This window comes from Pelotomaculum schinkii, assembly GCF_004369205.1.
Lineage (GTDB): Bacteria > Bacillota > Desulfotomaculia > Desulfotomaculales > Pelotomaculaceae > Pelotomaculum_C > Pelotomaculum_C schinkii.
Window position 1 is genome coordinate 38,427 of sequence record NZ_QFGA01000002.1, and the last position, 26,699, is coordinate 65,125.

The window sequence follows — 26,699 nt, forward strand, 5'->3', positions numbered from 1 at the left end:
ACATATTCCTGCTGTTTAAAGCAGAAATATTTTCTATTTTTCAACCCACAACTTAAGCACCCGGCTGACCACCACCGCTGTTTCCGCACGGGTTGCCCCGTCCTTGGGCCTGAATAAGCCGCCTTCGCCCTGCAATAAACCGGCGCTGGTAGCTTTGGCCACCGCGGTTCTGGCAAAATCGGGAATTGATCCAGTATCTTTATACTTTAGGTTCTCGTCTGTCTCCTGCAGCGCCAGCGCCCGGTCGATCATAACAGCCATTTCACTTCTGGTAATGCTGGCATCCGGCCTAAAGGTACCGTCCGGGTAACCTGAGACGACCCCGTTGGCAACCGCGGCAGCGACAGCGCTGCTGGCCCAGTCCGGTATGCTGTCCTTAAAGGCCGGTAACTTTTCCACGGCCGGCCACTGCAGGGCTGATGACAGCAGCTTGACAAACTGAGCTCTGGTTACGGCCTGACCGGGTAGAAATGTGCCATCGGGAAAACCGTTGGCCACCCCGCGCGCCGCCAGGTCGTTGATGGCCGCTTCGGCCCAGTGCTTGCCGGTATCCTTGAAGGACGGAAGTCTCCTATGGTCATCCACCAGGACCAGTTGGCCAAACCCCCATACCCGGGCGCTAATTGTTTTCACCTCACCCTGGTCATCCAGCCTGGCAGGCTGCTCTTCCCATTTTTTAGTGGAATCATCCCACATCAGGATGGCCGGACGGCCTGTTATTGTACCGGGTTGATAATCCCAACTCAGCCACCAGGGGGCCATGAGATCAGCTTTCTCCCCAGGCGCCGGGCTTACCGTTATTGCGCCGAGGTTGATGCAGTTCGCCGGTAGCCCGGTAGTCTCAGCGGCATAAGCCAGCCTTATCGTGGCCGGCGCTGATACGCTTGACGCAGGGAACGTAACATGAATCCAGCTATCCAGTCCAGCAGATGATTCCTGCTCCGGAAGAGCCTGCAGTTCTACCCAGGACGGTTTAACAGTAACCGGTATCGATGTGCTCAACCCCTGGAAGGTGGCCTTAATTTCACCTTCAGCAACCTGATCTGTCGCGGTAAAGCTGCCATCCGCAATCTTACCTATTGAACCGCTGATGGTCCATGTGACATCCTGGAATTTTAAATCAAAGGTATCACCATAAATTGTATTCACCTTTGCCGACAGGGGAACCTTCTCCCCAGGCTTAACAGTAATAGCCGACGGTGTTACAGCTAAACTTAATAGAGACTCCGGCCCGACAACCTGCACATTCACCGAACTCTGTACGTTATCCAGCTTGGCCGTGACGGTTACCGTACCACCTTGCTTAGGTATTAAAACATTACCGGTAAAATCACCTGAAGGAGTTGCGGACCATTTTATGTCGGCTGGTTTAATACTTACAGGATTGTAGTATTGATCATACCCTTTGGCGCTAAATGAAGCCTGTGTTCCGGCAAGAGCCAACGACGGCCCGCTTAAAGCCATGCCGTGCAAACTGCCCTGCGGCGCTGTCGAAAAAACGCCTATAGCATCTGCAACCGATCGCAAGGAAGAACCCTGTGGTTGATTGATCAGGCTGGCCTCGAAGTCACCCAGGCTCCGTGCGGCCATGGTGGTGGAACCACCACCGTCCAAATTAACAGCTCTCCAGACCCCGATTGAAATCAAAAATTCAGCCAACTCCTCCTGGCTCATACCCCTGCTGATTATAGTCCCGTCGGCAGCAGCCTTCCTTTCAACCGCCACCAGGTAGAGAGTCTTGCCGTCACTTGATACACCAACCGCCGTCCGGGCGACTTTACCAGAAATATTCTGGGTAAAGTAGGCAGGCAGGTGGCCATCCTCAACCAGCAGTGCCTGTCCGCCCACCGCAGCCAGGAGTTTGTCTCCGTGAGGGGCCACCGAGTAGCTGGCGGCAACTTTTGTACCCACCGGCATATTGTCGGTTATGAATTGGGCTGCCAGGCCATGTCCCTGCAGGACAAAACCATCCTGCGGGATCGTTACGCCCGGTTGGTCGGTTAAGACCTGCTGGACGACTCCGTTCCTGACCACTGCAACTTTTACCCCGGTGAGGCCGGATATTTTACCCCGGCTGGTGGTACCCCACAGCGTTGTGTACATATTAAGGGCATCCACATCAGATGAAAGTCCGTTCATCAAGAGATAACCCGGCTTGTTGATTCCGGCCAGCGGAAAACTTTTACCGGCTTCTGTGACCACCTGGCCGGTGAAGTTGAAAATTTCCAACAGCGGCAGTTTATCTTCGGTAATGCCAAATCCATACATATCATTACGCAGGGCGGGGCTCTCCACCAGTTGCCCGCCTTGATAGGCTAAACCGATGGTCCGGCCGCTTTCCGCCATTTGAAAGAAATCTCCATTGATAGCGGCCACCGCCCCGGTACGCTTGGCCATATCCAGCACTGACTGGTTCTTATTGAGGGTGCCGTCCGATCCGATGATCGTATCAATTTTAACGTAAGGATTGGAGAGATCTGCTTCGAGGACATAAACATTCAGCGGTCCCTCGTTAGTATTCAGGTTGATGCTATGTAAAACAACCCCCTGGGTGATGATTTCCTCAGTGACGTTGTTGCCGTTCACCTGATAGGCGTAAGCCTGAAAGGGCGCAACCAGAGACAATATTATGGATACCAGAACAATATTTTTTATTATTCTTCTAAAACTTTTAATAGACAAAAGAATCCCTCCCATACAACTACCTTGAAAACATTTCGGCCGCTACAATGTGCTCAAATGTAGGTGCGAATTCATTCGCTCAAAAGCCACATTAGGCGCCCAAGTGCGGCGCTGACGCGCCGTTTTGCGATTGAAATGGCGCCTACATCACTTAGTTGATACGTGACGCCGCGATAGCGGCATGATTTTCTAACTAATTAATTACGGTTCACCATATCGTTTGGCGGGGTTGTCACCCGCCGTTAAGCCTGGTCAAACCGGCCTCTCTGGCGGCCTGAACCGCCGCCGAATACTCCTTTCTGCTGATTCTTTTGTTTAATTCGGGATGGTCAAAGGCCTTGTAGGCCGGATAATACTGGTCCATAACATTGACAAAAGTATCCTTGGATATTTCTTCGGCTATAAATTCCATGATTTTTTCAGTACGGGCCAGGTTACCGGGCATGACCAGGTGCCTTACCAGCAGTCCCCGGGTGGCAATCCCCCGTTCATCTATAACCAGGTCACCGACCTGGTCGTGCATTTTTTTTACGGCCTGCCTGGTTACGGTATAGTAGCCTGCCGCGCCTGAATACTTTCGCCCGGCGTCATCATCTGCAAACTTTATATCCGGCATATATATATCAATAATGCCTTCCAGCAGGTCAAGCGTTGCCGGCGTGTCGTAACCACCCGTGTTGTAGACGATCGGAATTGTCAGCCCCAAGTCAACAGCTACAACAAGCGCTTCCAGGAACTGGGGAGCAAAGTGACTCGGCGACACCAGGTTGATGTTGTGGCAGCCACCCTCCTGCAGTTCCAGCATCATTTCGGCAAGTTCCCTGGCAGAAACCTCATCACCATAACCATATTGGCTGATGTCGCAGTTTTGGCAGAAAACACACTTCAAATTGCAGAATGCAAAAAATATCGTTCCCGACCCTCCGGAGCCGACCAGCGGCGCTTCCTCGCCGAAATGAGGGCAAAAGCTGCTTACCGCAGCATACCTGCCCCCTTGGCAGAGGCCCAGTTCCCCCTTGAGGCGGTTGACCCGGCAGTACTGAGCGCACACCGTGCAGTCGCCCAGCATGTCAACGGCATTTTTAGCTCTTTTTCCCAACTCTCCGGTTGTTAATTGCAAATAGGACCCTTGGCTCATAATTATTCCTTTCAAACAAAAGACCCGCGCGGGGTCATTATCCTCAGGCGATTTTATTTAAAAATATATCATCACCGACCAGCCCGTACGCGTTGTGGACACCCCAAGCGGCCAATTGCTCAAGAATAGCCGCGGCCACATTTCTTTGAGTTGGCATGGTTGACCTCCCTGTTTCTCTTTAAGCTTTACAGGTATTATTTCAACAACCCTGCTTATTTACTCAAAGACAAACAGTAAGTTCAACTTTTAAAAGGTCATGAGCCAATCTAAAACTTTAAATCAATGAAAATACACAATGGTGAGACATATGTCTCGTCACCTGCCTCACCTGTCTCAAAAATACTATTCGAAAAGGCTTGACTTGCGGGCTGGGGGTTATCCGGAGCGAGCGGAGCACCTGGGTGCGTTCCTTAGCGCGTGCGTTGCATGCAGAAAAGCTTAAATAGCGCGTAGCTACCGGATGGCTGTCTGTAGATGCGGTCGGTATGACGCTCTTGTTTCACTAATGGAGAATTGCGAAGCGAGCGGAGGATAACCCCCAGACCACTACCCCAGAGACTTTTCGAGAACCAGTTAACAATGACCTTACCTTGCGATTCACCCAAATTTATAATGGCTGCAAAACCAGGTTACAATTAATGCGCACCCACATCTGAATGCATGAGGATTTTTAGGATGTCCTTATCAATATGACGCTGAATTTGGCTGGATGGTTCAGCCGGATGTTGAAAAATGTAGAATTAAACATTAAACCTGAAGTTTATGACGTCCCCGTCCTGCACAATATATTCTTTGCCCTCCAGGTGGAACAGGCCCTTTTCCTTGATCTTGCTCATGCTGCCGGTCTCTCTCAGGTCTGCGTATTTGACAACTTCAGCTTTGATGAAACCCCGCTCAATATCCGAGTGGATTTTACCCGCCGCCCGTTTAGCGTCGGTCCCTTTTTGAATAGTCCAGGCTTTCACCTCATCCTCTCCAACGGTAAAGAAAGAGATCAGCCCAAGGTACTCGTAGGCGGCGCGCGCCAGGCGGTCAATTCCCGACTGTGTTATACCCAGGTCTGCCAAAAACAGCTCTTTGTCCTCGTCGGGCAGCTGGCTGATTTCCATTTCAATTCGCCCGCTTATTTCCAGGACAGGCAGTCCCCTTTCTGCGGCATAGGCGAGAAGCTCACTCTTGAAGGGGTATTTTTGTGCCTTAAACTGCCGTTCATCAATGTTGATTACCAGCAGTAAAGGTTTTTCAGTCAGGAAACTATAATTTTTCAAAACCATCCTTTCATCGGCGGTAAGCTCCAGGTTGCCTATGGGGCGCTCTTCTTCCAGGGCCCCGAGGCATTTTTCCAGCACTTCGAGCTCGATCAGGTTTTCTTTCTTGACCTTTTTACCGCCTTTAATACGTTCAATCCTTCTCTCAACGATCTCCATATCCGCAAACAGGAGTTCCATATGTATGGTCTCGATGTCCCTTAAGGGATTAATCTCATCGTCCACATGCGGCACATCCCGGTTCTCAAAAGCCCGCACCACATGGGCAAGCATGTCCACGTTGCGGATGGCGTTGAGGAACTGGTTGCCCACTCCTTTTCCCTGGCTTGAGCCGCGTACCAGTCCGGGCACATCGCTGAAATGGATTTGAGCATAGGTAGTCTTGCGGGGCTTATACATACTACTAAGTAGATCCACCCTGCTGTCCGGCAACCTGGCCATACCGGTATTGGTTTCTGCTTTGCCGGTTAAAAAATTGGAAGTCTCCGCCCCCGCTCCCGTCAGAAGGTTGAAAATTGTTGTCTTCCCGACCATTGGAAGACCAATCAGACCACAATTTAGATTCATATTCATCACCCAAGTAGTAGTTTATCACCAGCGCCATTGATTTACAAACTGGTTTTATTTTGAATAGCCCGCTCTTGGCTTAATCCCCGTTCAGGGTCTGTTTACATTCTGTAACCCTCGTTAATAGAATAATAAAAAATGAGGAGAAACGGGAACATGGGTTCAAAGATTAAACTCACAAATTCTACCGGTACAAAAATTACCAACGAAGAACTTTGTACCTTGGGTAGTCAACATGCCGTCATCACCTGGGTAACCCCGCAACAACGCGCGGATACCTCCATGTATATTGGAGAAACGCCAAAACACCTTAAAAAACACACTTTTGCCTTGGATTCAGAATTTCACTATTTAGAAATGTATAATCTAAAACCATCCACCCGCTACTGGTACCAGGTGGAAAGCAACGGCGTCAAAGGTTCTCTCAATTCTTTTACAACCTTGCCTGCGCCAAAGGGGAAATACCTGTTCAGCTTTGCTGTTATGAGCGATACCCATATCAACTACGGAGAAGTCGCAGAAGATATCAATGAGATTTATTTTGGTAAACTTGTAGATTATGCAAATCCTCTCTTAACCCAGTGTATTCTGGACAGTAAGAGAAGGAATATCGACCTGGCCGTCATTACCGGCGACCTGACCGACACTGCCAGCAGGCTTCAGTATTTGGGATTGAGGAATCAGCTATTGCCTTACTTTGGTGATACACCATATCTTCTTTGCCCCGGCAACCACGACAAATATACGAAAAATTCCGGTCTAGGTGAACAAGGTTTCCTTGATAACCTAGCCGATAGAGAAAAAACTTACACAAGTATAATATTTAAAGATTACCTGTTTCTGCTGATCGATTCATGCAGACAGGATGAAAATTGGGGCGACATTGATCCTGTTCAAATGCGGTGGATTGAAAGCATGTTGACAACAAACAAAGACCGGCCGGCTTTCCTGTTTCTTCACCATCCCTGTAACGGCCCGGACTTGTGGTTTGGGATAAAAAACAACCGGGAGTTTCTGAAGCTTACCCGGTCCTTTCCCAATATACAAGGTATTTTTTGCGGGCATATACACCGCAATTATGTGAGCGTCAACCGTTTAATGACCGGCAGCCGCCCGTATGTGGAAGTTCCGGCAACCGTTCAGTTTCCCTGCGCCTATGCCGTTGTACGGGTATATGAAAACGGCTTTGCATACAATTCATATAAAGTGAGCAGGCTTGATTTATCAGAGATGTCTCGGGAACGGTTTATTCTAAAAAAAGGCGGGAAAGCAATTCTAACCAGGTACTGTCTGGGCCGTATCGGTGACCGTAGTTTTTCTTATTTCAATGACCAATTATTCCGCCCCAAGCAGTATGAACTATCTGTAACACTGGATAATACGAATGCCAACAAGCTCTATGAAAATGCCCGGTCTATTGATGGCGCCAGCCTCATACCCGCGTACGATACCAAAAAAGCTAAAGTCATACTTGGCCGTTATGATTCTCTGCATTTGACAACTCAAGCATTTCGGGAGAAATTTTTCCGTTACGGCGCGTATGCAAGGATTATGGAGGTTGGTAATGAGAGTTGAGCTTAGGCAATGTAAGCTAATATATCTGCAAAAGTTTCATAACGAATCGTTTTGATTCCTTTTTTGAGACAATAGATATACAAGTCTCCTTTGGCAAACACAACATCGGCATGCATAGCAGGACATGTGTCGGAATAACCATCTCCTATGTAAACAGCCTGACCCTCTTCCTTTAACGCCGTCATCAGTTTCGTTTTGCAGGTTCCGCAATTCCCGCATGATTCATTGAAGTGAGGGCATTCAATTTTGAAGCCCCGGTCATATAGCATTTTATTTGCGTAATAAGGAACCTGTATATCATATTTTTCAAAAACTGCTTCAATACAAAAATCGTAGCCATCACTTAAAACATAAACTTTATAGCCTTTTTCCCGGCAGATACTCAAAAATTGCTTAAAGAAATTATCTATCTCCATTTTTTCCATCAACCCGGCGATGTCGTCGATACCGGCCCGGAAAAGCTGAAAAGTCCGGTTGGCGCACTCCTGCGTTGACAATTCCTTGCGTTCCCACTTTTCATTTATTTCTTGCCAGCCCTCCTCGGCAAAAGCTTCGACCATGGCCGCGCAGGTATCAACCTTTGTTATTGTGCCGTCGAAATCAACAAAAATTGTCTTTTTCATATGTCCTTCCACAATCCGGTAATATTTTTGGCGGCTTCCACTATATCAAGTTTCCCCAGGATGGCCGAGATTACGGAAATCCCATCCACACCCGTCTTTTTCACTTCACTAATATTGGTTATACCTACTCCTCCGATAGCCACTACCGGTATCGACACGCTATCCTTGATCGTTTTTAAGGTTCCAGGCCCTATTGGCAAACCGGCGTCAGCTTTGCTTCCTGTTGCGTAAACCGGGCCGGCCCCCAGGTAATCCGCCCCATTTTTCTCACCAAACAGCGCTTGTTCAGGATTGGATACCGAATAGCCGATTATCTTGTCAGGACCCATAATTTCTCTCGCAATACGCAGAGGAATATCATCCTGTCCGATATGCAGGCCATCGGCATCAACGGCAAGGGCGATATCGAGCCTGTCATTGATAATCAGCGGGACGTCGTACGAATTGGCAAGATCTTTCATTTTAACAGCTAAATCATAAAAAGCCCGGCTGGATATATCTTTTTCCCTGAGTTGAAGCAGGCTTGCCCCGCCTTTTATCGCATCCTCAACAGCTTTGAACAAATCCCTGCCGCCCAGAATACCTCTGTCTGTAACAAGGTAGACACTGTAGTCTACAGGCATTCAATTCTGCCCCCTTTCAATATGTCTTGTGCAGTCATCCCGTATACGTAATCAAACAACCTGACCCTGAAGGTACCAGGAAGTTCCTTTACCATAGAACCGGCAGTCATTTCCCCGGCCAGCCCCATAATCATAACAGCAGCGGCGCTCGCAACCCATTTATCCTCTACAGTCCCGGCAGCGGCTGCGACCAGGGCGCCAACCATACAGCCTGTCCCTATTACCATTCTCAACATTGGTGTCCCATTATGGATCAGGCAAGTCCTTTCGCCATCCGTAATAATATCCGTTTTACCTGTAGCGACGACCACCGTCCCGTATTTTTTAGCCAGGCTCACGCAGGCCTCAACCGCGTCGTCTCCCTCATCTAAAGAATCAACCCCCCTGGCCATGCTTTTAAAGCCCGCAAGTGACTTGATTTCAGCTATATTCCCTTTAACAACAGTTATTTTCGCGTTTTCAAGAAGTTCCCTGGATACATCCATTTTCCGGGTGATGACCGGACAGGCAACCGGGTCCAGCACAACCGGTTTTTGCAGCTCTGTGGCCTTTTTAGCTGCAAGCACGGCGGCGACTTTTTGCTCTTCGGTCAAGGTCCCAAGGTTGATATACAGGGCGGATATAAATCCGGCAAATTCTTCCACCTCGGACCTGACCTCGCACATGGCCGGTGAGGCGCCGAAACACAACAGGATGTTGGCGCAGTCATTGATTGTTACATAGTTTGTAATAGCTTGGACGAGCGGAGTTTTATCCCTGACAGTATTGAGCGCGCTAGCAATTTTGTTTAGCATATTTATCTCCTTTCAAAACCAGATATTTGCTAATAAGACGGATTAACCCATATACCACCATAGTAACGGTCATGGCTGGAATCGTCGAGCCGATTAATAGATCCATACCGGTAACGGCGTAGTAGGTGATTACACCAGTTATAGCCGCGACAAAACCGGTAATATTGAAAGCATCCATGGAGCGGTTGTCTTTATAGATAAAATAATCCATTAACACAATTGTAAATATTGGCGCAAATAGGGACCCGATCATGTAAAGGAAATTTTCGTACTGTTCCATAGGAAAGAACATTGCCAGCAGCGTACCCAGGGCTGTAAAAATCAGAATCAGGTTCTTCCTTGAAACGCCGGGTGAGATATTGCTTGTTGACATTACCGCGGAGTATACATCCAGGAAGGTTGTGGTGACAGTTGATAAGATCACGATAAAAACAGCTGATATGCCCAGGTTCAAACCGGCCATAACCCCTATGGGATCCGGCGTTCCCGCGTATGTCGCGGACAACAGGCCAATGATATACATAAAAGAGCTGCCCAGAAAATATCCGCCAAAGCTGCCCCAGAAACTCCCTGCCCTGCTTTTGCCCAGCATGGTATAATCAGAGATTAACGGCAGCCACGTCAAAGGCATAATAATGCTTAATTCCAACGCTGCGCCAAAGGTAATACTAGAAGCAAACTCCTGCGCTTCTCCCGCCTGCAATACTGACCTTAACATCAACACACATAGTAATAACAGGAGTACTACGGCAACGTTGTTAATCAGATTAATACCCCGGTGGGCGTTAAACGCCCAAATCCCCACAAGAATTCCAATAGCTATTACCAGTACGGTGAAATTATCAAAACCAAACAGTTTCCCTGTGATAGACTGCAGTGATCTTGTACACTGGATTAACATAATGGCAGTCCAACCGACCAACTGGATGATGTTAAACACTGAAATAATGTACGAACCATACCGGCCGAGAGACAGGCGGCTCGATTTGAGGGATGGACTTTTCTCCCTGAAACCAATAACCCCCACTAATGCCAGGATCAGCGTGCCGATCAGATGCCCTGCCAGGATTACCGCTATCCCTTCCTTGATACCGAGGGGAGCGATTAAGCTGCCCGTCATAATTTCTGCCAGGGACACGGCTGCGCCAAACCAAAGGGCAAACTGGTTAAGCCCCCCCAGTGTTCCTTCTTTACCCATTGAAAATACCTGCCTTTCGATATAAGTCATAAAAGTGACCGGTCGGTCCAAATCCGTGGCCAAGTTCTATTGAGTGCAATATTGCGCCGTTGATATAATCCTTTGCCAGCGACACCGCTTCCGGCACTGCATACCCCCTGGCAAGGTGAGCCGCTATCGCCGATGAAAAGGTACACCCGGTACCATGCGTGTTTTTTGTATCTACCCGCGTCCCCTTAAAGTACTTAAAGCTGCTGCCGTCATAAAGCACGTCTACCGCATCTTCTGTAAGATGGCCCCCCTTTACCACGACACAGCCCGGTCCAAATTCGTAGATTTTACGGGCCGCTTTTTTCATTTGCTCGAGGCTTGCGATCTTATCGTCGGTTATCAGCTCTGCCTCGGGAATATTTGGCGTAACAACTGCCGCTATGGGAAACAATACTTTTACCAGCTCTTCTTTCGCTTCCGGACGCAAAAGATAATGACCACTTTTGGAAACCATGACCGGATCCACAACTACATTCACAGCTTTATTCGCCCTCAGACAAGCCGCGATGACGTTGATGATTTCAGCGTTTGACACCATCCCAATTTTTAACGCGTCAATTTCAATGTCAGCAAACAAGCAGTCAATCTGATTTCTGACAATATCAACATCCATTTCCCTGACATCAACCACGCCTGTGGTATTCTGCGCCGTCACTGCTGTAATCACACTCATACCATAGGTGCCCAGTGCGCTGAATGTTTTTAAGTCTGCTTGTATTCCTGCTCCGCCACATGAATCGGAACCCGCAATTGTTAATGCCACTTTTGTCTTCAAACTAAAGCCCCCTCGCTTTCATTATGGCAACAAAAAGAAACAACATCCCTCCTTCTACCCTCAAAATGTAGGTGCGAATTCACAAAAGTTACTTTAAATGCCCAAGTTCGGCGCTGGCGCGCCGTGTGCGATTGAAATGGCGACTACATCGGCTGGTATTTTCATCATACGTGGCGCCGCTTCAGCGCATAATTGTCTAAATAGAAACAGCCCTTTACCTGAAGTTGGCAAAGGGCTAACGATCCAATCGAAAAGCAGCATCCCTCCGCTGGCATTACCCAGTTCAGGTTCATTGGGTCAGAACGCACTGTTCTTTCTCAGCCGGATTACCCAGCTCCCCATGCATATATGAAATTTAAATTAACCAGGGCATAACTACCCCAGTTCCTACCTTGGATTCTAAATTATAGTAAGGACATTATAACACATTATTTCATTTATTGATATATCGATTATTTAAGACATAATTTTATTTTACAAAAGAAAACAAGCATTACTGCGAAAATACCATATTTTACATTCTATCACTCAGAATATTTTATGTCCTTTTCCTCAAGGTGTTGTATAATAATCAATGGTTAAAAATACAAACACAAAGGCGGCATAGATTTTTCCGGAAAAAAACTTAAGAGGAGTTGGCTTTGTGAAGGAATGGCATGTTGAGGATGCCGGCGGCGGTTGTCGCGCTTTTTCTGAAATTTTGGTGCTTGTATGCGAGGAGACAAGAGAAATATTTGCCACTGCTCTGCCCTTGACCTGGGATGACGGATTCAGCCTTGAGGAAAAGGCATGCAACCAGTTAACCGGCCTGATGGAAAAGGCAGGCGTACAGAAAAATGACCGGCTGGTGGTGTGCTCCGGCAATATTTTTAATACTTTTCACCATTGGTTGACCGAGAGCGGTTACACCTGGGATACAGGCAAAATTGACGGGCTTGCCCATGACCTCGCAGAATATTTTTTTCACACCCAGGCTGTCCAGGCCGGCTTTCCTCCTGAACTTCAACTGGTTGAGCGTAATTACCGGGAGTATTACAGCCTTATTGAAAAATGGGTAGGGGCAGAACCAGGGCGCCAAATCTTTTGGAAAGACCGTGAAGTCAGGCGCAAACCTGCCGAAACCCGTTATATTCTTAAATGCAACGGTGGCCATAGCCGCTCCTGCCAGCAGTGCCGTCAAAAAATCAGGCCATATTCACCGGTTGTCGTTTACCGCTTCAGGGAAAACGGACGCCGCATACGCAGGTACTTCCATCCTGCCTGCACCCCGGTGACACCTTTAAAGAGTACGCTGGAAACGTTTGTAGTAAGCTGGAACTCCTCCAAGATCGAAGGGGTAATCCTGAACGCCAGGGATGAAAAGAGGACTTGTTCGATCTGCGGTCAGGTTGTCGGTGCGGGCGACCGCACATTTTATGGGTACGTCAATGATCAGGTCATTGTTGGCCACCCCGCTTGTTTTAAGGAAGAAAAGGACGCAGTGCGTGGAGCATAGCGTCCTTTTAATCTATATAAACCTCCAGGTGCTTTTCCTTCTCGTTCGAGTTGACTGTCAGGTAGAGCCATCCGTCGTCTTCCTGGACGGTCGTTATAGATTCACCAATGACGTAATTTTTGCGGTCTGTTCCCACGTAAACAGCCACTGTCATATCCTTTAATCCGTCCGGGTTTTCGAGATTAATGGCAAACCCGTTACCTTCCAGCTTTTCGACCTGCCACTTGGTGGCGGCATGCCGGTTGAGAAAATCAGCAAACCGGCTCATCGGCTCAACTCTGAGCCTGCCTTTCTCCTGCTCAGCAAGCGCTTTATCTTCCAATGCCCGCATTGCATCCAGTTCAAAGGACACATATGAGGGATGCGTATAGACCATGCGGATTGACCTTTCCTGCGCTGAGAATTCTACCAGGTCCTCCAGCCACTGTTTGACTTCCCCCGGGGACACATGTCCCCTTTCCATCTCCTCGAGGGAGGCAAATTGCCGGTAAGGGGTAATGGGAAAGGCCCAGGTTGTTCCATCAGTCGGTTTGTCATCCAGTAACGGCTGAGTGGGGCTGGAACCGGTGTCACCAGCAAAATAATAGGCTTTAACCCCCATTTCTTCCAGCGCCTGATTAACCCAGTAAGGGTGATTACCACCCGGGGCGCTGTATTCCACCACTTTTTTGCCGGTAACCGCCTCCAGCGCCTCAGAATTCCACCTGATTAGTTCAACGACTTGATCCTGTGGCAGGTACTGCATGTTATAGGCAAAAAAGTTGTGCGCCCAGCCGCCATGCGAGCCGATCTCACCATAATCCTGCAGCATTTCCAGGAGCGGTCGCCCCTTAAGCTTGTCCTCAGCTGAAAAACCCATATGATCGCCCAGTTTATAAGTATCCGGACCGGCCGTAATATGTATGGAAAAAGGAAGTTCTTTTTGGAAAATACCCTGCATCATCATAACTGTTAAGGCCTTGAAGTAGGCGCCGCTGCATATATGCAGGTTGAAGACTAATCCTCCCGCCCCTCCAGGGCTGTTGACCAGGCGAGGCAGGCGCGCCTTCTTAATCAGGAAACTGCGAAGAACAGACCTGATCGCGAGGTCATCCGAGCGCAACTTGTACTTGGCCAGGGGCAGGTTGGCGTATACTACGGTTCCCCCGCCGGCATACTGCTTTTCTGTGATAACCGGCACTTCCGAGCCGTCCACCCGGTCAAAGGCCACAATATCGGCATCCTGGTTAACAGCTCTGGCGTGTTCATACTTCAGCTTCCCGTAGGAATAGCTGTTGACGGCATTGTCTCCATCCAGTTTCCCGGGTGTTATCCCCCATTCACGGCCCTTGCCGGCTGAAGAAAAATACCAGAAACCGGAATAGGTTGTCTGCTGGTCCTCCGGCGCTTGCTGGTAATACTTGACTCCGGCTAATTCCGACAACAGTCCTGCCTGGCGAAGTTCCCCCCCGGCTGTTCTTGTGGCCGGATCCAGGACCAGCAAGACGTCGTGCCCATAGCTGCGGACATAGGAACTTATAGCTTGAGAAAAGTCCTCAGGCATAGTCGCATTGATAACTTCGGGGACTATCAAGGCATCATAATTAATTTGGATTTCCCCTGCACTATTAACCAGGTCACCAGGTTTTACCACCTGGCAGGGGAACCCCTCTTCCTTCAAGATCTGCTCGTAAGCTGAGAGCAACAGTGTATCCTGTTCGGACTTCAATTCGCCTGCAAGAACGCCTACACGAATCGTCTCGTTCGGCTCCGCCCAGGAATTATGGAGGATTTCCGTTGGAGTGAGCAGCAGTGTAAATAGGCAAACGCATATAAACAATATAATTATTTTATAGTTACCATTCATTATTCAGCAGGTTCACCCTTTTTTGGTTTAATCGATAGTATTATTAATAAAGCCTAAACCTTATTTTACTCCATATTCGAATAGAATGTAAAATAGCGTTTATAATTAAAAAATCTTTGAATAATACGTAATTAACTATAGCTGTCTAGTTTTTAAACCCTTGCTTTGATATAAAGCATGTGAATAGTCGCACAAAAGACCGGCGTCTATTGTCCGGCCCGGAAATACCATACTTTTTTGCCGCATCTTTAGCGGCAGGCCCCATGCAGGTTTCCTTTCCCTTTTATTTTAGTAGATTTTGGGTATTAAATGCTTATAGGTCCTTTTTTTGGTTAAACCCAACAATAATGACTTCCACCGCTGCATCTATGTTTGTAATATTGTACAAAAATATAAATTTTTCATGAGCAAGCAGGAAATTCAGCTCCAATACAGAATTATTTGTATAGTTATTATATTTAATTTATACGAACTTGACAATGAGAGAAGGTACTGTTATGGTACACTGCCTAAGCAGCAGGGAAAAGCAGATCATACAGTTTATCCGCGAACTGGGGTGGGGCGACATGAAAATCAGAGTTGAAAATGGTCAGCCGGTACTGATCTACGAGGCTATCAAGACGATCAAACTTGATGAAGAGCCGGCCCAACCGCACAAGAATTACCAGAAAAAGGTACAATCTAATCGCTTTAAATAAATGCCGGCCCTTAAAGGGCCGGCATTTATTTAAAGTCTAACCTGCTCCACTACCAGCTTGCGATCCCCCCATAATAAGCGCACTACTCTTTGCACTTCCTCCTGCTCACCGCTCGTAAAGAAATGCTCCCGGCCGGACGCACTTATATCCGCAGCGAGATTACAGCCTTGCAACAGTCTCGCAACTTGACGGGCAACTGCGGCTCCAGAATCAATAACAGAGACCCCGCTATGGCTCATCTTTTGCACAAGCGGCTTCAGAAAGGGGTAATGCGTACAGCCGAGCACAATGGTGTCAACCCCTCTGGCCAGCAGCGGGTCCAGATAGCGGGCAAGTAAAGTCCTGGTTTCAGGGCTTTCCAACTTACCGGCCTCAACCAGTTCAACCAAACCCGGACAAGGCTGGGTATAAACCTCAACTGTCTCCCCAAACCGCTCTACTAACGAATGGAACCTTTCCCCTGCAAGCGTCACTCCGGTTGCCAAAACTCCAATTTTCCCATTTTTGGTTGCGGCTACAGCCGGCTTTACAGCCGGCTCGAGCCCAACGACGGGAACAGTGATACGCTCCCTAACCGCATCCAAGGCAGTGATTGAAGCTGTATTACATGCCATTACAATCAACTTTACACCTTTGGAGATAAGAAAATCACAGATTGTAAAAACCCTGTCGCGTATGATCACGGGCGGTTTTCCACCGTAAGGACAGTAAATTGAGTCGGCGTAATAAATCATGTCTTCCCCGGGCAGGAGGCGCCGGACTTCCTTCATCACAGAAAGACCTCCTACGCCGGAATCAAAAAAGCCTATTGGACCTGTGCAGTTCACTCAAAACACCTCGTTCGGCTAGAGTCCTATCTTTATAATAGCGGGATCTTAAGTATTGAACAAGTCAAACGATTTTACAGCAGCTTACAACCGTCAACACTTATTTTTTAAGCGTACTTGCAGGGAGGAATCCAAAGTAAAGCAGGAAAATACTTATTTTGCCCCGAAGAGAACCTCTAAAACAAAATGAGCGTTGATAAAATGGAAAATGACCTATGGTATGCCGGCGAAGGTTTTTGGGTGGCCTATTGCGAAGACGCCGATACAATAGCAGAATTTAAAAAGATCAAGGAAATGCAGGAATCAGCCACCTACTTTCATTTCCGGGCAAGAGGAAAACGCGCCTCACAATTCAGGTTTCACCAGGGGGAGATACTTGAACGGGGACAGTGTCTTCTTTCCTATGTCTGCTCACGGCTTCATCTAAACTTTTATGCGGCCCTAGAACTATACCGTAACAACGAAAGTACTCCTTACATGGAAAAATACCCTGACTCAACCTATCAGCTTGAGTTATTCCCCGAGAAATACCGGAGAAGCTCGAAAAAGAAGCCAGATCTCAACAAAAGTTGATCAACTGCTTGTTCCAGGGAGGCTATAGTATGGATTTATATGGATGGTTTGGTAAAGCTCTCAGAGTTAATCTAAGTACAGGTGTTATTAAAGAAGAGGAAATAGAAAAAACCCTTATGATGGATTGGTTAGGTGGCCGCGGCTTGGGAACACGTATGATATACCGTGAGGTCCCGGCAGTCTGCAACCCCCTTGGGTCAGAAAACAAGCTTGTGTTTGCCGCCGGTCCCCTGACGGGCTCCAACTTTCCGGGTTCGGGCAGGTTCAGCGTATCTGCCAAGTCACCGCTGACCGGGACGATTTTTGATTCAAATGCCGGGGGAACCTGGGGTGTAAGATTAAAGAGATGCGGTTTTGATATGTTGATTATCGAAGGTGCGGCATCTACACCTGTTTTCCTGTCGATAAAAGACGGAGCAGCTTCCCTGGAAGATGCGGGCGAACTCTGGGGTAATGATGTTTTTGAAACCAACCACAAAATAATAAGCATACTAGGAAAAGATGTTAGTGTTGCCTGCATCGGCCCGGCCGGTGAAAACCAGGTTAAATTTGCGGCAATCATGAATGACGCTCACCGGGCTCTGGGCCGTGGCGGGCTGGGCGCTGTCATGGGAGCAAAAAAAATCAAGGCTGTCGTTGTCAGCGGTAATAAGAAGGTCAGGGTTGCCCACCCTGAGAAAATGGACCTCATGGTTTACGAGTCCGACAAATGGATTCAAGCAAGCCCCATAACCTCTAAGGGCTTGCCTGAATTCGGCACCCCTGTCCTGGTAAATCTTTTTAACGAACTGGGAGTGTTCCCCTCATATAATTTTCAAGGTTCACAATTTGCCAATGCCGGCAAAATATCAGGTGAAGCTATTGCTGAAACTATTTACGCCGGCCGCAAGGGCTGTTACCGCTGCCCGGTCCAATGTACCCGGATGGTCAAAATTGGTGCTTCAACTATACCCGGTCCGGAGTATGAGTCCTTGTGGGCCTTGGGTCCGGAATGCGGCATTGACGACCTAACGGTCATAGCCGAGGCCAATAATCTCTGCAACCAGCTTGGACTTGACACAATTTCCACCGGGGTAACCATAGGCTGCGCTATGGAGCTTGAAGAGAGAGGCTTGCTCAAAACAGGGCTAAAGTTCAATGATGCGGTTGGGCTCCTCCGGGCTATCAAACAAATTGCCAGCCGGGAGGGAGTCGGCGATCTGCTGGCGGAGGGTTCACGCCGTATGGCTGATAGTAGCGGCTTCTCCCAGTATAGTATGCAGGTAAAGGGACTGGAGCTGCCTGCTTACGACCCCCGGGGCATGCAGGGTATGGGCCTGGGGTTTGCTACCTCCAACAGGGGTGGCTGCCACCTGAGCGCCTATATGGTTGGACCTGAGGCGCTCGGGGTTCCAAAGATGGTGGATCGTTTCAGCACAGGCGGTAAGGCCGGTCTTACCATCACCCAGCAGAACATCAACGCTGCCGTTGACAGCCTGATCATCTGCCGTTTTATTAACCTGGCCGTATCGGAGGAGTATTTTGCCAGAGCATTGTCCGCGGCAACCGGTGTCGATTATAGGCCCCAGGACCTGCACCGCATCGGGGAGCGGATTTGGACCCTGGAAAGACTATATAACTTACAAGCGGGACTGGATTCCTCCTTTGACACCCTCCCTCCGAGACTGTTGGAAGAACCTATTGCAGAAGGTCCGTCCCTCGGTAAAACAGTCGAATTAAAACCTATGCTTGCTGAATACTACAGATTTAGAGGCTGGGATGCGGCAGGCATTCCCACTTCTAAAAAATTACAGGAGCTGGAATTGGAGGAATACTCGTGTTGAAAGATTTTCAGAAGATTGGCAGAGACCTTTTTCTTAGCGGCCTTAACAGCTCGCACAGCGGCAATCTAAGTGTGCGTTACGGGGATAGAATTGTCATCACGCGACGGGGTTCGATGTTGGGACATTTGGAAGAGCGTGACCTGATCGAAACGGGGCTTGCCAAGAACGACTCCAAGATCATCCTGGCTTCAACTGAAATCGGTGTCCACCGGGCCATTTACAAAGGGACCTCCGCTCTTGCCGTAGTACATGCCCACCCGGTCCACGCAATTGCCCTTTCCCTGCTTGAAGATCAAATCATACCCGTTGATTCCGAAGGGGCTTACCTGTTGCACAAAATCCCCGTGATTGGGGCGGAGCATACGATTGGATCTAAAGAATTGGAAAATATTCTACCCGGTCTTTTAAGTGAATATAAAATTGTGATGGTCCGCGGACATGGAAGTTTCGCGGTAGGCCAAATGATTGAGGAAGCCTACCAGTGGACTTCCTGCCTGGAACAGGTCTGCCGGATTATTTGCCTGACCCGGAGCCTCCATGGAGAGATGAAAGAAAAACGATTCGAAAAGTTTACAAGCTGGTAAAAAGGAACCTTATATCATGGATCTGCCGGCAAAATGATAATTAGGAGAGATTTTTTCTAAAATGAGTATTTTGGACTATCTCATTCACGGAAATTTGGCTATTCGCCAGGAAATCATCAATAAATTTTTGAAAAACCTAATTCAAGAAAACCGGTTGGTCCAAGATATTGAATTAAAAATAAGCCGGGGCCTGATTAACCTTGAGGCTACCTTATGTTCATCAGAGGCTTCAACTTATAAAGTCAACCTGGTGATGTCTCTAAGCAACTTCGCCTTCAACCGTAACAGCCGGTTTGTAGAACTGCCTCTCCAGGGTCCGGTTCTGATTTCCTATCAAGGATTGAATATCAAAGCCAGGTTGGAAGTGGTTATGGACCCTGATCCGGTAGCCCGCGCCGAAACCCCGGAGAACCTGCTCAGGCTGATGGAGTACCTTATGATTGAGGAAGATAAAATAACCATTGACTTTAACCAAATTCCAGGTTTTAATCAGCTGTTGCAAAAAAAGCTGGGCTTTTTGCTGAATAACCTGGAAATATCCAGGCTCGAACTGGGTGAAGGAATGCTTATTGTGCAACCTTCAATTAAGTTCTTCTGAGTTTACCTGTAAATTAAACGTGGAAACACATATTAACAGACATATTAAAATCACTTTCCCCGCAGAATACTATCAAACTCTCAAGTGTATTATGCTTTTTTGCTGTTTATCTCACTACCGTCAAGTTTCTCCGCCACTTTTTCCATCTTCAAATGTTTTTCCAAAAGCTCTAGTATGACGAAGCCGTGCTGAAGTAAGGTTTCCTTATCTACGCTTTCCTCCAGGGACGTTACTTGAGAAATTTTATCAAAATTTTTAGGGACCTCCAACTTATCGATGTTGCCGGACCTGGCCATTTCCACAGCAATTCTGCGGCCCCTGCCGGCTTTATCTTCCTGGTAATCAACATCAAGAAGCGCTTTGTTAAACCCGTCAAAAGCCTCGTAAAGCTGATTATGCTCCTCGTATAGACTGGCAATAAGCTCACTGAGATCTTTACCGGCGCCCTCGGAAAGCCCGGGGTAAACAGTCTCCTCTTCCGCCTTGAAATGGGGAATCACCACATTGCGAACCAGTTCTACGAACTCCCTGAGTTCCCAGATCACATTGACGCCTGCTTCACCATACTCAATGTCCTTGAGGTTTCCTTCCAGCTTGCTGATAATTCTCATCAAAGCCGCATGGTCGTCGTGAAATCTTTTCAGCCAGTCCAATTGCCAGACCTCCAAACCTTAAAAATACTCTTATATTACTCCCCGGCTGCCTTTAAGAGTTCATGCTTTAGCCTCAGGTAACTGCCGGTAAAATGAGCCGCGTTTTGCGCTTCACGGTGGTCGAAGCCGTAGGCCCGCCTGCTTACCGCCAGAACCGGCGGCGCCTGAATGCGTTTGGCCACACCCATGCCGGTATACAGCTTCCACCAGCGCTCCAGGTCATCAATAAATTCCGCGGGACCCGGAAACAGTTCTTTTACCAGGCCCGGACGGCAGCCTACCTTTTCTTCAAGGCATCCTTGCGCGTACCAGGTCAATATATCCTCTGGGGCGGCCCTTTTCCAGTGTTCCATGAAAGCCCTGAACAGGTAATCGTGATAAGGATAGACAATCGGGTCGCCCTTGCCCTGATCAACATCCTGCTCGCGTGACAGTTCAGCGCTTGGTACCAGGTCAATGATCTCCTGGGGTATCACGTTTTTCTGGTAGACTTGCTCGTTAAGATAGCGGGCCAGATCATAGACCTGGTGCTTCCAGAGATCGCCCAGCGCCGCCATAAACCCGGCCAGATCCCCGTACAAGGTAGAGTACCCGACGGTCATTTCACTTTTATTCGCGTTGCAGGTGAAGCCCCCCTCTACCGCCGCAGCCAGGGCGGCCAGGATCCTGGCCGAGCGGTCGCGGGCCTGGATATTCTCCAGGACAAAGGCGGACACAGATACCTTGAACTCACTGGCGTCAGTCAGGTCGGCCACAGGGGTCTGAGTCAATTGGTTATAGGTGTAGTCAACAACCTCCTGAATCGGCATAACCGTATACATGCATCCCAGGTTCTGGGCCAACCTGGCTGCCAGCCCCCGCGTGGTCCGGGAGTTAAAGACGCTGGGCATGTTGACCAGATATACATTCTTGGGCCCCAGCACCCTGGTGTAAAGGCAGGCGCTTACAGCCGAGTCAATACCCCCCGAAAGACCAACCACCACTTTCCTGATGTTTATCGCGGCTAGGAACTTACTGATACCATAATGAAGAGCCTGATAAATAGCCCCGGTATCCCAATCCGTGGGTACCTCGACCGGAACTAAGTTCTCGCCCCCGCTTTCCAGGTCTATTTCAATAATCTTCAGCTCCTGTGAAAAAGGACGGCAGAAGTCCACTATCTCTCCGCGTCTGTTATAAACCGTACTGTGACCATCAAAGGTGTATATCGTCTTGCCGTTATTTTGGATGCCGACATTATTTACGTAGATTAAAGGCGCCCCGGTCTCATTAACCTGCTTGGAAAACACACGGTTGCGCTTGTCATTCTTACCGAATGTGAAGGGCGAACTTGAGATATTAACAAACAGGTCCACCGGTCCATTGCGATGAATGGACGCCATCGGCTTTACAGCATAATCGTCGCTCCAGCCGTCTTCACAGAGGATACAGCCCACTCTGACCGGTTTACCTTCGATAGTAATATTTACAGGCTGCAAAAGCTCTCCGATAGTTTTGTCTACTTCCATGGACAGCTTGCGCAGGCTGTAAAAGTGGCGGGTATCGTCAAATTCACGGTAGTTGGGTTGGAGTGTTTTTATCCTGAACGGGTAGGGAAAGTTTTCACCGCCACAAAGCCGCCCACCTTGAGCGGCAAAAAAAGCATTATACTTGCGCACTCGCCCGTCGTCCCCTATTTTCCCCCAGTCAACACCTACATTGCCGAACAACACACATATTCCATCAGTTGAAGCTTCCACTATCCTGCGGCCATACTCCTCGCAATCCCTCAGATAAGCTTCATATTCCCAGGTGTCACCCAATAAATAACCAGGGATGGCCATCTCCGGGAATATGACCATTTGGGCTTGCGCCCGGCGAGCTTCCCCGATCATGTCCAGCATCGTGGCGCTATTTAAATCCGGCCTGCCCGGTATAACTTCCATCTGGCCTATTGCAATTCTAATCAATGTTGACACCTCGTTGCCTGGTCAAGAATTTCCAGTTAGTTGCTGTTATTATTGCCATAGTAGCATGTTCCTTTTTATTTGGAAACAAGTAAAAGCTATATTATAACTTTTTATCTTTTGAAAGCACAGCTTCCACAATCTCTTTATGGTAAGGACCGATAAAGGTGGTATTCTGGATCCCGGACAGGCCAGCCCACTTAAATTCGGTATGTTCATGGCTGAGGTTGATCACCGGTTTGGAACCATCACCCATACTATACAGGTAAAAGACACCAAAACGTTCGAAACTGTGGGGAAACTTCACTACGTAGGTTTTTAACAGCTCCAGCCCGCCTGTAAGCCGCAAACCGGTTTCTTCCCTTACCTCCCGCAGCAGGTCATCCACCGGATCACCAGATATATAGTGTCCGCCGGGAAGACCCCATAAACCTGCCACGCTATTGCCCTGATAGCCTGAATAACGAAGCAGCAGGACTTCTCCTTGGCAGACCATAACCACGTGTTGCATTACAGCCAGCAGCTTGTGTTTAAATCCTTGCATATTTCTCTCCTTAAATATTTACATATCTATACCATCATATCCCATTCCTGCTATAAAATTATAATAAATCTGAAAAATACGGAGGACTTGCTGTGAAAGTTGTATATCATGATATATTTCGTTTGGTTTATGACTATGACCCCGCTGCCGCCAAGGGCAGAATTGACTGCATCATTGATGAATTACACGGCGCTTACGAATTTATCGAGCCTGATCCGGCACAAGAGGCAGATCTGCTGCTGGTCCACCAGCCAGGCCATATTGAATATGTAAAGGGCAATGGCACGCTTTACCAGGTTGCCCTTTTTGCCGCAGGTGGAGCGATTAAAGCGGCTGAACTGGCATACCGGGGCGAACCGGCCTTCGCGCTGGTCAGGCCGCCTGGTCACCACGCCGGCAGAAATTCGTGCTGGGGTTTTTGCTGGTTTAACAATATAGCCATAGCCATTGAGAAACTGCGCCGCAGGGGAGCCGTCAACAAGGTCTTGATTGTTGATATAGATCTCCATTTTGGGGACGGAACAGACAATATTTATGAGGATGCCCCTGAGGTTAGCTATTATCATCTGTACGGTATAGACGGGCTCAGGCAGTGTCTCAGCGTCTACACCGACTGCGACCTGGTCGCTGTTTCGGCAGGTTTTGACATGCATATGAAGGACTGGGGCTTTATCCTCAGGACGGAGGACTACAAGACTATCGGCAAGCTAATAGCCGGCCACGCCCGCAGGTTTTGCGGCGGCAAATTTTTTGCCGTCCTGGAGGGGGGCTACAACCACCAGGTGCTTGGGAAAAGCGTCAAAGCCCTGCTGGAGGGGTTTGACGCCGGACGGTAAACCATCCTCGGCCAACCTCTTAAGCTTAAAAAAAAGCGATAGCTTTCAGTTATTCAAGACATAAACTGCAGATCCCTGCCTTGACATCCGCCTGCTCAATTTTTCTTCACCATCTCCAGCAAGTCGCTGCCGCCGGAAGAGGATGAAACTTATAAATGCACGCATTGCACAACAATTTAATGGTTTCTGCTGATTCTTAAAATTATTGAAAGCGATTAATTGAGCGGGAGGAATTCAAAAGCTATTTAAGAGCATTTAAAAGCATGCTAGTTGACAACATAATATCCTTGATCTAACATAGCACCATAACATCCTCAAAAAGGAGATTATTATGCATCTGGAAAGAAAGAACATTATAGACTGGGGCGTCACACTGGTTTTTGCCGTTCTGCTTGCCCTGGGTATACGCGCCTACGTAGCGGAAGCCAGGTGGATCCCTTCTGAATCCATGCTGCCCACCTTGAAAATTGGCGACCGGCTGATTATTGATAAGGTTTCATTCCATTTTAGCGGTATCAGCAGGGGTGACATGATAGTATTCGAGGCGCCCCCCGCAAGCAAGCTGGACGAGGTCCTGATTAAGAGAGTTATCGGCCTGCCCGGCGACACCGTTGCTATAAAGAATGGGATTGTCTACATCAACGGCGCCCCCCTGGACGAACCATATGAACTGGAAAAACCCAGAGACGATTATAAGGCTATAACCGTACCGGAAAACAGCCTTTTTGTGATGGGTGACAACCGCAACAAAAGTTACGACAGCAGGTTTTGGGGTGTGGTGCCGGAGGAACTCATCATCGGCAAGGCCGTGGCAAGGTTTTACCCATTTTCCAGCGCCACTTTTTTTACCCTGTAAAAAGAAACGACCAGCTATAAGAGCCGGTTGTATACCGAGAATAAGACAAAGCTGGAACCTCTCGTATAAGCCGGCTTTGTTTTTTTATTACATTGTTTTGGAGACTTGTGCGAAAATGAACCAACCTTGATTTTTCATCACATAATACCAATGAAAATGCATACTGGGGAGTGACCATGGGGAGACATATTTCACGTCATTTGCCTCCACCTGTCTCAACAATATTGCTCGAAAAGGCTTGACTTGCGGGCTTGGGGTTAACCTGGGTGCGTTCCTTAGCGCATGCGTAGCTTAAAGTCAAAGCCAAAATAGCGCGTAGCTACCGGATGGCTGTCTGTAGATGCGGTCGGTATGACGCTCTTGTTTCACAAATGGAGAATTGCGAAGAGAGCGGAGGATAACCCCAAGCCCACTACGCATGCGGCTTTTCGAAAACCAGCTAACAATGACCTTTACCATTGTGTTTCTGCATGAATGCAGAAGAAGTAGAATTTGCACCTATCGTTACTTCTGCTCAAATCCGATCCAGCGGACTTTATTGTCCTTTCTGGGTGGCGCAGGTGGTTTCTGGTCCGGGTAACCGATAGGGATAACCGAGACAAGTTCCTTTCCCTCTATGCCCATTACTTCGTTTATTTCGTCCTCCACGTGCTTGGGAGCAGTCATCCAGCAAGTTCCCAATCCCTCGGCCTTGGCCAGCAGCAGGATATTTTGAATCAAGGCTGCAGCGCTAATAAAACTGAGCAGCCTGCCTTGTTCATTTTGATACCTTTCGAGATTGTTCATTTCCGGGTGTATTTCAACAATTATCTTCGGTATGTAGACCAGCAGGATTACCGGGGCTCCGCCAAGGGTCCTAAAAAACTGCAGGGTAATGTTGACCATTTTCTCCGGGAATAACTTTTCAAGGTGCGGCTTAAAATATTTATTGGTTTTGGCGATAGCCTCCACCAGTTTTTCTTTCTGTTCACCCCGCACGGCTACTATCTGCCAATTCTGCCTGTTGAGCGCCGACGGCGCCCATAGCGCGTCCTCCAGTATCTTTGCAAGTACCTCTTGCGGCACTTCCCTGTCATGATACTTCCGTATGCTGCGCCTTTCCCTAATCAGTGCACTGATATCCATTTTACCACCAACCCTTTTGCTCAGCTTTTTCTGTATTAAATTGTATTTTTTGGCTTTCACCATGTCAATACATATAAGGTCCAAGTAGCACTTTGCATCAGTGGTTTGGGGCTTTCTAAAATGTAAGAGAAAGATTACAATTTTAATGAAGGGAGTGTGTTTTTTGTGACAAGTATTTGGACCTGGAAAAAAATCAGCTACCCCAACAAGCAGGGCTTGAAACTTGCCGGGTTGTTATATTCCGGTCCTGCCCGTGGAACGCTGGTTATTGTTTGCCATGGTTTTACCGGCAGCAAGGAAGGTGGTGGAAGGGCTGTCGCCATGGCCGAAGAAATGGGCAAAAAGGGCTATGCCACCCTCCTCTTTGATTTCAGCGGTTCTGGCGAAAGCGAGGGTATTTTTGCCGATATAACCCTGACCGGCCATATTGAGGACCTCGCCAGTTCCATTGATTACGTTCTGGAATCAGGCTTTCAACAGTTCATAACCCTGGGCAGGAGCTTTGGCGGGACTACCGTTTTATGCCACGCCACTCTGGACAAGCGCGTAGCCGGGGTATGTACCTGGGCGGCCCCGGCCGAACCGTCAAAGTTATTCAATGATTTCCGCGAACGGGGAAATGCAAAGGAGGGTAGCTTGATACCCCTGACAGATCACAGCGGCACGGTCATGGTCGGTGAAAAATTTTTCACCGACCTGGAACAGCATGACCCGGCCCACAGCGCCGCTATGATTGCCCCCCGGCCGCTGCTGGCTCTGCACGGCCAAAGCGACGCTGTGGTACCGGTTGCAAACGCCCGTATAATCTACAGTTCAGCAGGTTTTCCGAAGGAGCTCAGGATTATACCGCGGGCCGACCACCAGTTTACCCGGCACTACCGTGAAGCGTGGCAAATAACGTTGGCATGGCTGGCAGAACATTTTCCCTCTTAAGCGTAAAGCCTTAATCTGCTTCCACTATTTGAAATTTCTTTGTAGTGACAAAAACCGTATAATTTTATATTATAATATTCAAATAAGTA

At 48.3% G+C, this 26,699-nt stretch carries 24 protein-coding genes and 1 riboswitch; of the genes, 10 read left to right on the forward strand and 14 right to left on the reverse strand.

Annotation, left to right across the window (positions count from 1 at the left end; all coding sequences use genetic code 11):
* Positions 1-33: 33 nt before the first annotated feature.
* The 3 genes from Psch_RS11165 to ychF all read right to left on the reverse strand — a co-directional run bounded on the left by Psch_RS11165 (position 34) and on the right by ychF (position 5,661).
* Positions 34-2,682, reverse strand: coding sequence for an S-layer homology domain-containing protein (locus Psch_RS11165; protein ID WP_190240339.1), 2,649 nt, complete (start codon positions 2,680-2,682; stop codon positions 34-36).
* Between the two features lie 232 nt (positions 2,683-2,914).
* Positions 2,915-3,820 carry a radical SAM protein gene (locus tag Psch_RS11170; protein WP_190240340.1) on the reverse strand — a complete coding sequence of 302 codons (906 nt, stop codon included), beginning with the start codon at positions 3,818-3,820 and terminating at the stop codon, positions 2,915-2,917.
* Between the two features lie 740 nt (positions 3,821-4,560).
* On the reverse strand, positions 4,561-5,661 hold the full coding sequence (ychF, locus tag Psch_RS11175; RefSeq protein ID WP_190240341.1) for a redox-regulated ATPase YchF: 1,101 nt from the start codon (positions 5,659-5,661) through the stop codon (positions 4,561-4,563).
* 150 nt (positions 5,662-5,811) lie between these two features.
* On the opposite strand from ychF, the gene Psch_RS11180 reads away from it, so the two are divergent.
* Positions 5,812-7,230: a purple acid phosphatase family protein gene (locus Psch_RS11180; protein ID WP_190240342.1), complete on the forward strand. Its 1,419-nt coding sequence runs from the start codon at positions 5,812-5,814 to the stop codon at positions 7,228-7,230.
* 2 nt (positions 7,231-7,232) lie between these two features.
* On the opposite strand, the gene Psch_RS11185 is transcribed toward Psch_RS11180, so the two are convergent.
* From Psch_RS11185 to thiD, 5 genes are read right to left on the reverse strand one after another with little or no spacing between them, the layout of a single operon-like run.
* Positions 7,233-7,853 (reverse strand): MtnX-like HAD-IB family phosphatase, encoded by a 621-nt coding sequence (locus Psch_RS11185; protein ID WP_190240343.1) that lies wholly within the window; start codon positions 7,851-7,853, stop codon positions 7,233-7,235.
* Positions 7,850-8,476, reverse strand: a complete 627-nt coding sequence (gene thiE / locus Psch_RS11190) for a thiamine phosphate synthase (RefSeq protein ID WP_190240344.1) — start codon at positions 8,474-8,476, stop codon at positions 7,850-7,852. Before thiE ends, Psch_RS11185 begins: the two co-directional genes overlap by 4 nt.
* A complete protein-coding gene (gene thiM / locus Psch_RS11195) occupies positions 8,467-9,270 on the reverse strand; it encodes a hydroxyethylthiazole kinase (RefSeq protein ID WP_190240345.1) in 804 nt (267 codons plus the stop codon). The genes thiE and thiM overlap by 10 nt, the downstream gene beginning before the upstream one ends.
* Complete coding sequence (gene cytX, locus Psch_RS11200; RefSeq protein ID WP_190240346.1) at positions 9,251-10,468, reverse strand: putative hydroxymethylpyrimidine transporter CytX; 1,218 nt, start codon at positions 10,466-10,468, stop codon at positions 9,251-9,253. The genes thiM and cytX overlap by 20 nt, the downstream gene beginning before the upstream one ends.
* Positions 10,461-11,273, reverse strand: a complete 813-nt coding sequence (gene thiD / locus Psch_RS11205) for a bifunctional hydroxymethylpyrimidine kinase/phosphomethylpyrimidine kinase (RefSeq protein WP_190240347.1) — start codon at positions 11,271-11,273, stop codon at positions 10,461-10,463. The genes cytX and thiD overlap by 8 nt, the downstream gene beginning before the upstream one ends.
* Before the next feature lie 243 nt (positions 11,274-11,516).
* Positions 11,517-11,624, reverse strand: a riboswitch (TPP riboswitch).
* Between the two features lie 292 nt (positions 11,625-11,916).
* Here thiD and Psch_RS11210 point away from each other — a divergent pair.
* Positions 11,917-12,768, forward strand: a complete 852-nt coding sequence (locus tag Psch_RS11210) for a hypothetical protein (RefSeq protein WP_190240348.1) — start codon at positions 11,917-11,919, stop codon at positions 12,766-12,768.
* A gap of 7 nt (positions 12,769-12,775) precedes the next feature.
* Here the strand turns inward: Psch_RS11210 and Psch_RS11215 are convergent, their stop codons facing one another.
* Positions 12,776-14,614 (reverse strand): polysaccharide deacetylase family protein, encoded by a 1,839-nt coding sequence (locus tag Psch_RS11215; protein ID WP_190240349.1) that lies wholly within the window; start codon positions 14,612-14,614, stop codon positions 12,776-12,778.
* A gap of 497 nt (positions 14,615-15,111) precedes the next feature.
* Here Psch_RS11215 and Psch_RS11220 point away from each other — a divergent pair, with 497 nt between their 5' ends.
* Positions 15,112-15,312 (forward strand): hypothetical protein, encoded by a 201-nt coding sequence (locus tag Psch_RS11220; RefSeq protein ID WP_243120778.1) that lies wholly within the window; start codon positions 15,112-15,114, stop codon positions 15,310-15,312.
* Positions 15,313-15,341: 29 nt separating this feature from the next.
* On the opposite strand, the gene murI is transcribed toward Psch_RS11220, so the two are convergent.
* Entirely contained in the window at positions 15,342-16,139 is a 798-nt protein-coding gene (murI, locus tag Psch_RS11225) for a glutamate racemase (protein WP_190240350.1), read from the reverse strand.
* Positions 16,140-16,340: 201 nt separating this feature from the next.
* Between murI and Psch_RS11230 the strand changes: the two genes are divergently transcribed.
* The 4 genes from Psch_RS11230 (at position 16,341) to Psch_RS11245 (ending at position 19,717) form a co-directional block, all read left to right on the forward strand.
* Positions 16,341-16,712: a hypothetical protein gene (locus Psch_RS11230; RefSeq protein WP_190240351.1), complete on the forward strand. Its 372-nt coding sequence runs from the start codon at positions 16,341-16,343 to the stop codon at positions 16,710-16,712.
* A 29-nt stretch (positions 16,713-16,741) separates the two neighbouring features.
* The gene (locus Psch_RS11235) at positions 16,742-18,535 is read left to right on the forward strand and encodes an aldehyde ferredoxin oxidoreductase family protein (RefSeq protein WP_190240352.1); all 1,794 of its coding nucleotides are present in this window, start codon (positions 16,742-16,744) and stop codon (positions 18,533-18,535) included.
* Positions 18,529-19,119: an aldolase gene (locus tag Psch_RS11240; RefSeq protein ID WP_190240353.1), complete on the forward strand. Its 591-nt coding sequence runs from the start codon at positions 18,529-18,531 to the stop codon at positions 19,117-19,119. The genes Psch_RS11235 and Psch_RS11240 overlap by 7 nt, the downstream gene beginning before the upstream one ends.
* Positions 19,120-19,180: 61 nt before the next feature.
* Complete coding sequence (locus Psch_RS11245; protein WP_190240354.1) at positions 19,181-19,717, forward strand: hypothetical protein; 537 nt, start codon at positions 19,181-19,183, stop codon at positions 19,715-19,717.
* 89 nt (positions 19,718-19,806) lie between these two features.
* Here Psch_RS11245 and Psch_RS11250 read toward each other — a convergent pair whose 3' ends face one another.
* The 3 genes from Psch_RS11250 to Psch_RS11260 form a co-directional block, all read right to left on the reverse strand.
* On the reverse strand, positions 19,807-20,370 hold the full coding sequence (locus Psch_RS11250) for a hemerythrin domain-containing protein (RefSeq protein ID WP_190240355.1): 564 nt from the start codon (positions 20,368-20,370) through the stop codon (positions 19,807-19,809).
* A gap of 35 nt (positions 20,371-20,405) precedes the next feature.
* Entirely contained in the window at positions 20,406-22,328 is a 1,923-nt protein-coding gene (nadE, locus tag Psch_RS11255; protein ID WP_345789076.1) for an NAD(+) synthase, read from the reverse strand.
* A 91-nt stretch (positions 22,329-22,419) separates the two neighbouring features.
* Positions 22,420-22,860 carry an NUDIX domain-containing protein gene (locus Psch_RS11260; RefSeq protein WP_190240357.1) on the reverse strand — a complete coding sequence of 147 codons (441 nt, stop codon included), beginning with the start codon at positions 22,858-22,860 and terminating at the stop codon, positions 22,420-22,422.
* A gap of 92 nt (positions 22,861-22,952) precedes the next feature.
* On the opposite strand from Psch_RS11260, the gene Psch_RS11265 reads away from it, so the two are divergent.
* Together Psch_RS11265 and lepB are read left to right on the forward strand one after the other, a co-directional pair.
* Positions 22,953-23,696, forward strand: coding sequence for an arginase family protein (locus Psch_RS11265; RefSeq protein WP_190240358.1), 744 nt, complete (start codon positions 22,953-22,955; stop codon positions 23,694-23,696).
* A gap of 331 nt (positions 23,697-24,027) precedes the next feature.
* Positions 24,028-24,552, forward strand: a complete 525-nt coding sequence (gene lepB, locus Psch_RS11270) for a signal peptidase I (protein ID WP_206663768.1) — start codon at positions 24,028-24,030, stop codon at positions 24,550-24,552.
* A gap of 504 nt (positions 24,553-25,056) precedes the next feature.
* On the opposite strand, the gene Psch_RS11275 is transcribed toward lepB, so the two are convergent.
* Positions 25,057-25,677, reverse strand: a complete 621-nt coding sequence (locus Psch_RS11275; RefSeq protein WP_190240359.1) for a nitroreductase family protein — start codon at positions 25,675-25,677, stop codon at positions 25,057-25,059.
* A gap of 165 nt (positions 25,678-25,842) precedes the next feature.
* On the opposite strand from Psch_RS11275, the gene Psch_RS11280 reads away from it, so the two are divergent.
* The gene (locus Psch_RS11280; RefSeq protein ID WP_190240360.1) at positions 25,843-26,610 is read left to right on the forward strand and encodes an alpha/beta hydrolase; all 768 of its coding nucleotides are present in this window, start codon (positions 25,843-25,845) and stop codon (positions 26,608-26,610) included.
* Positions 26,611-26,699 lie beyond the last annotated feature (89 nt).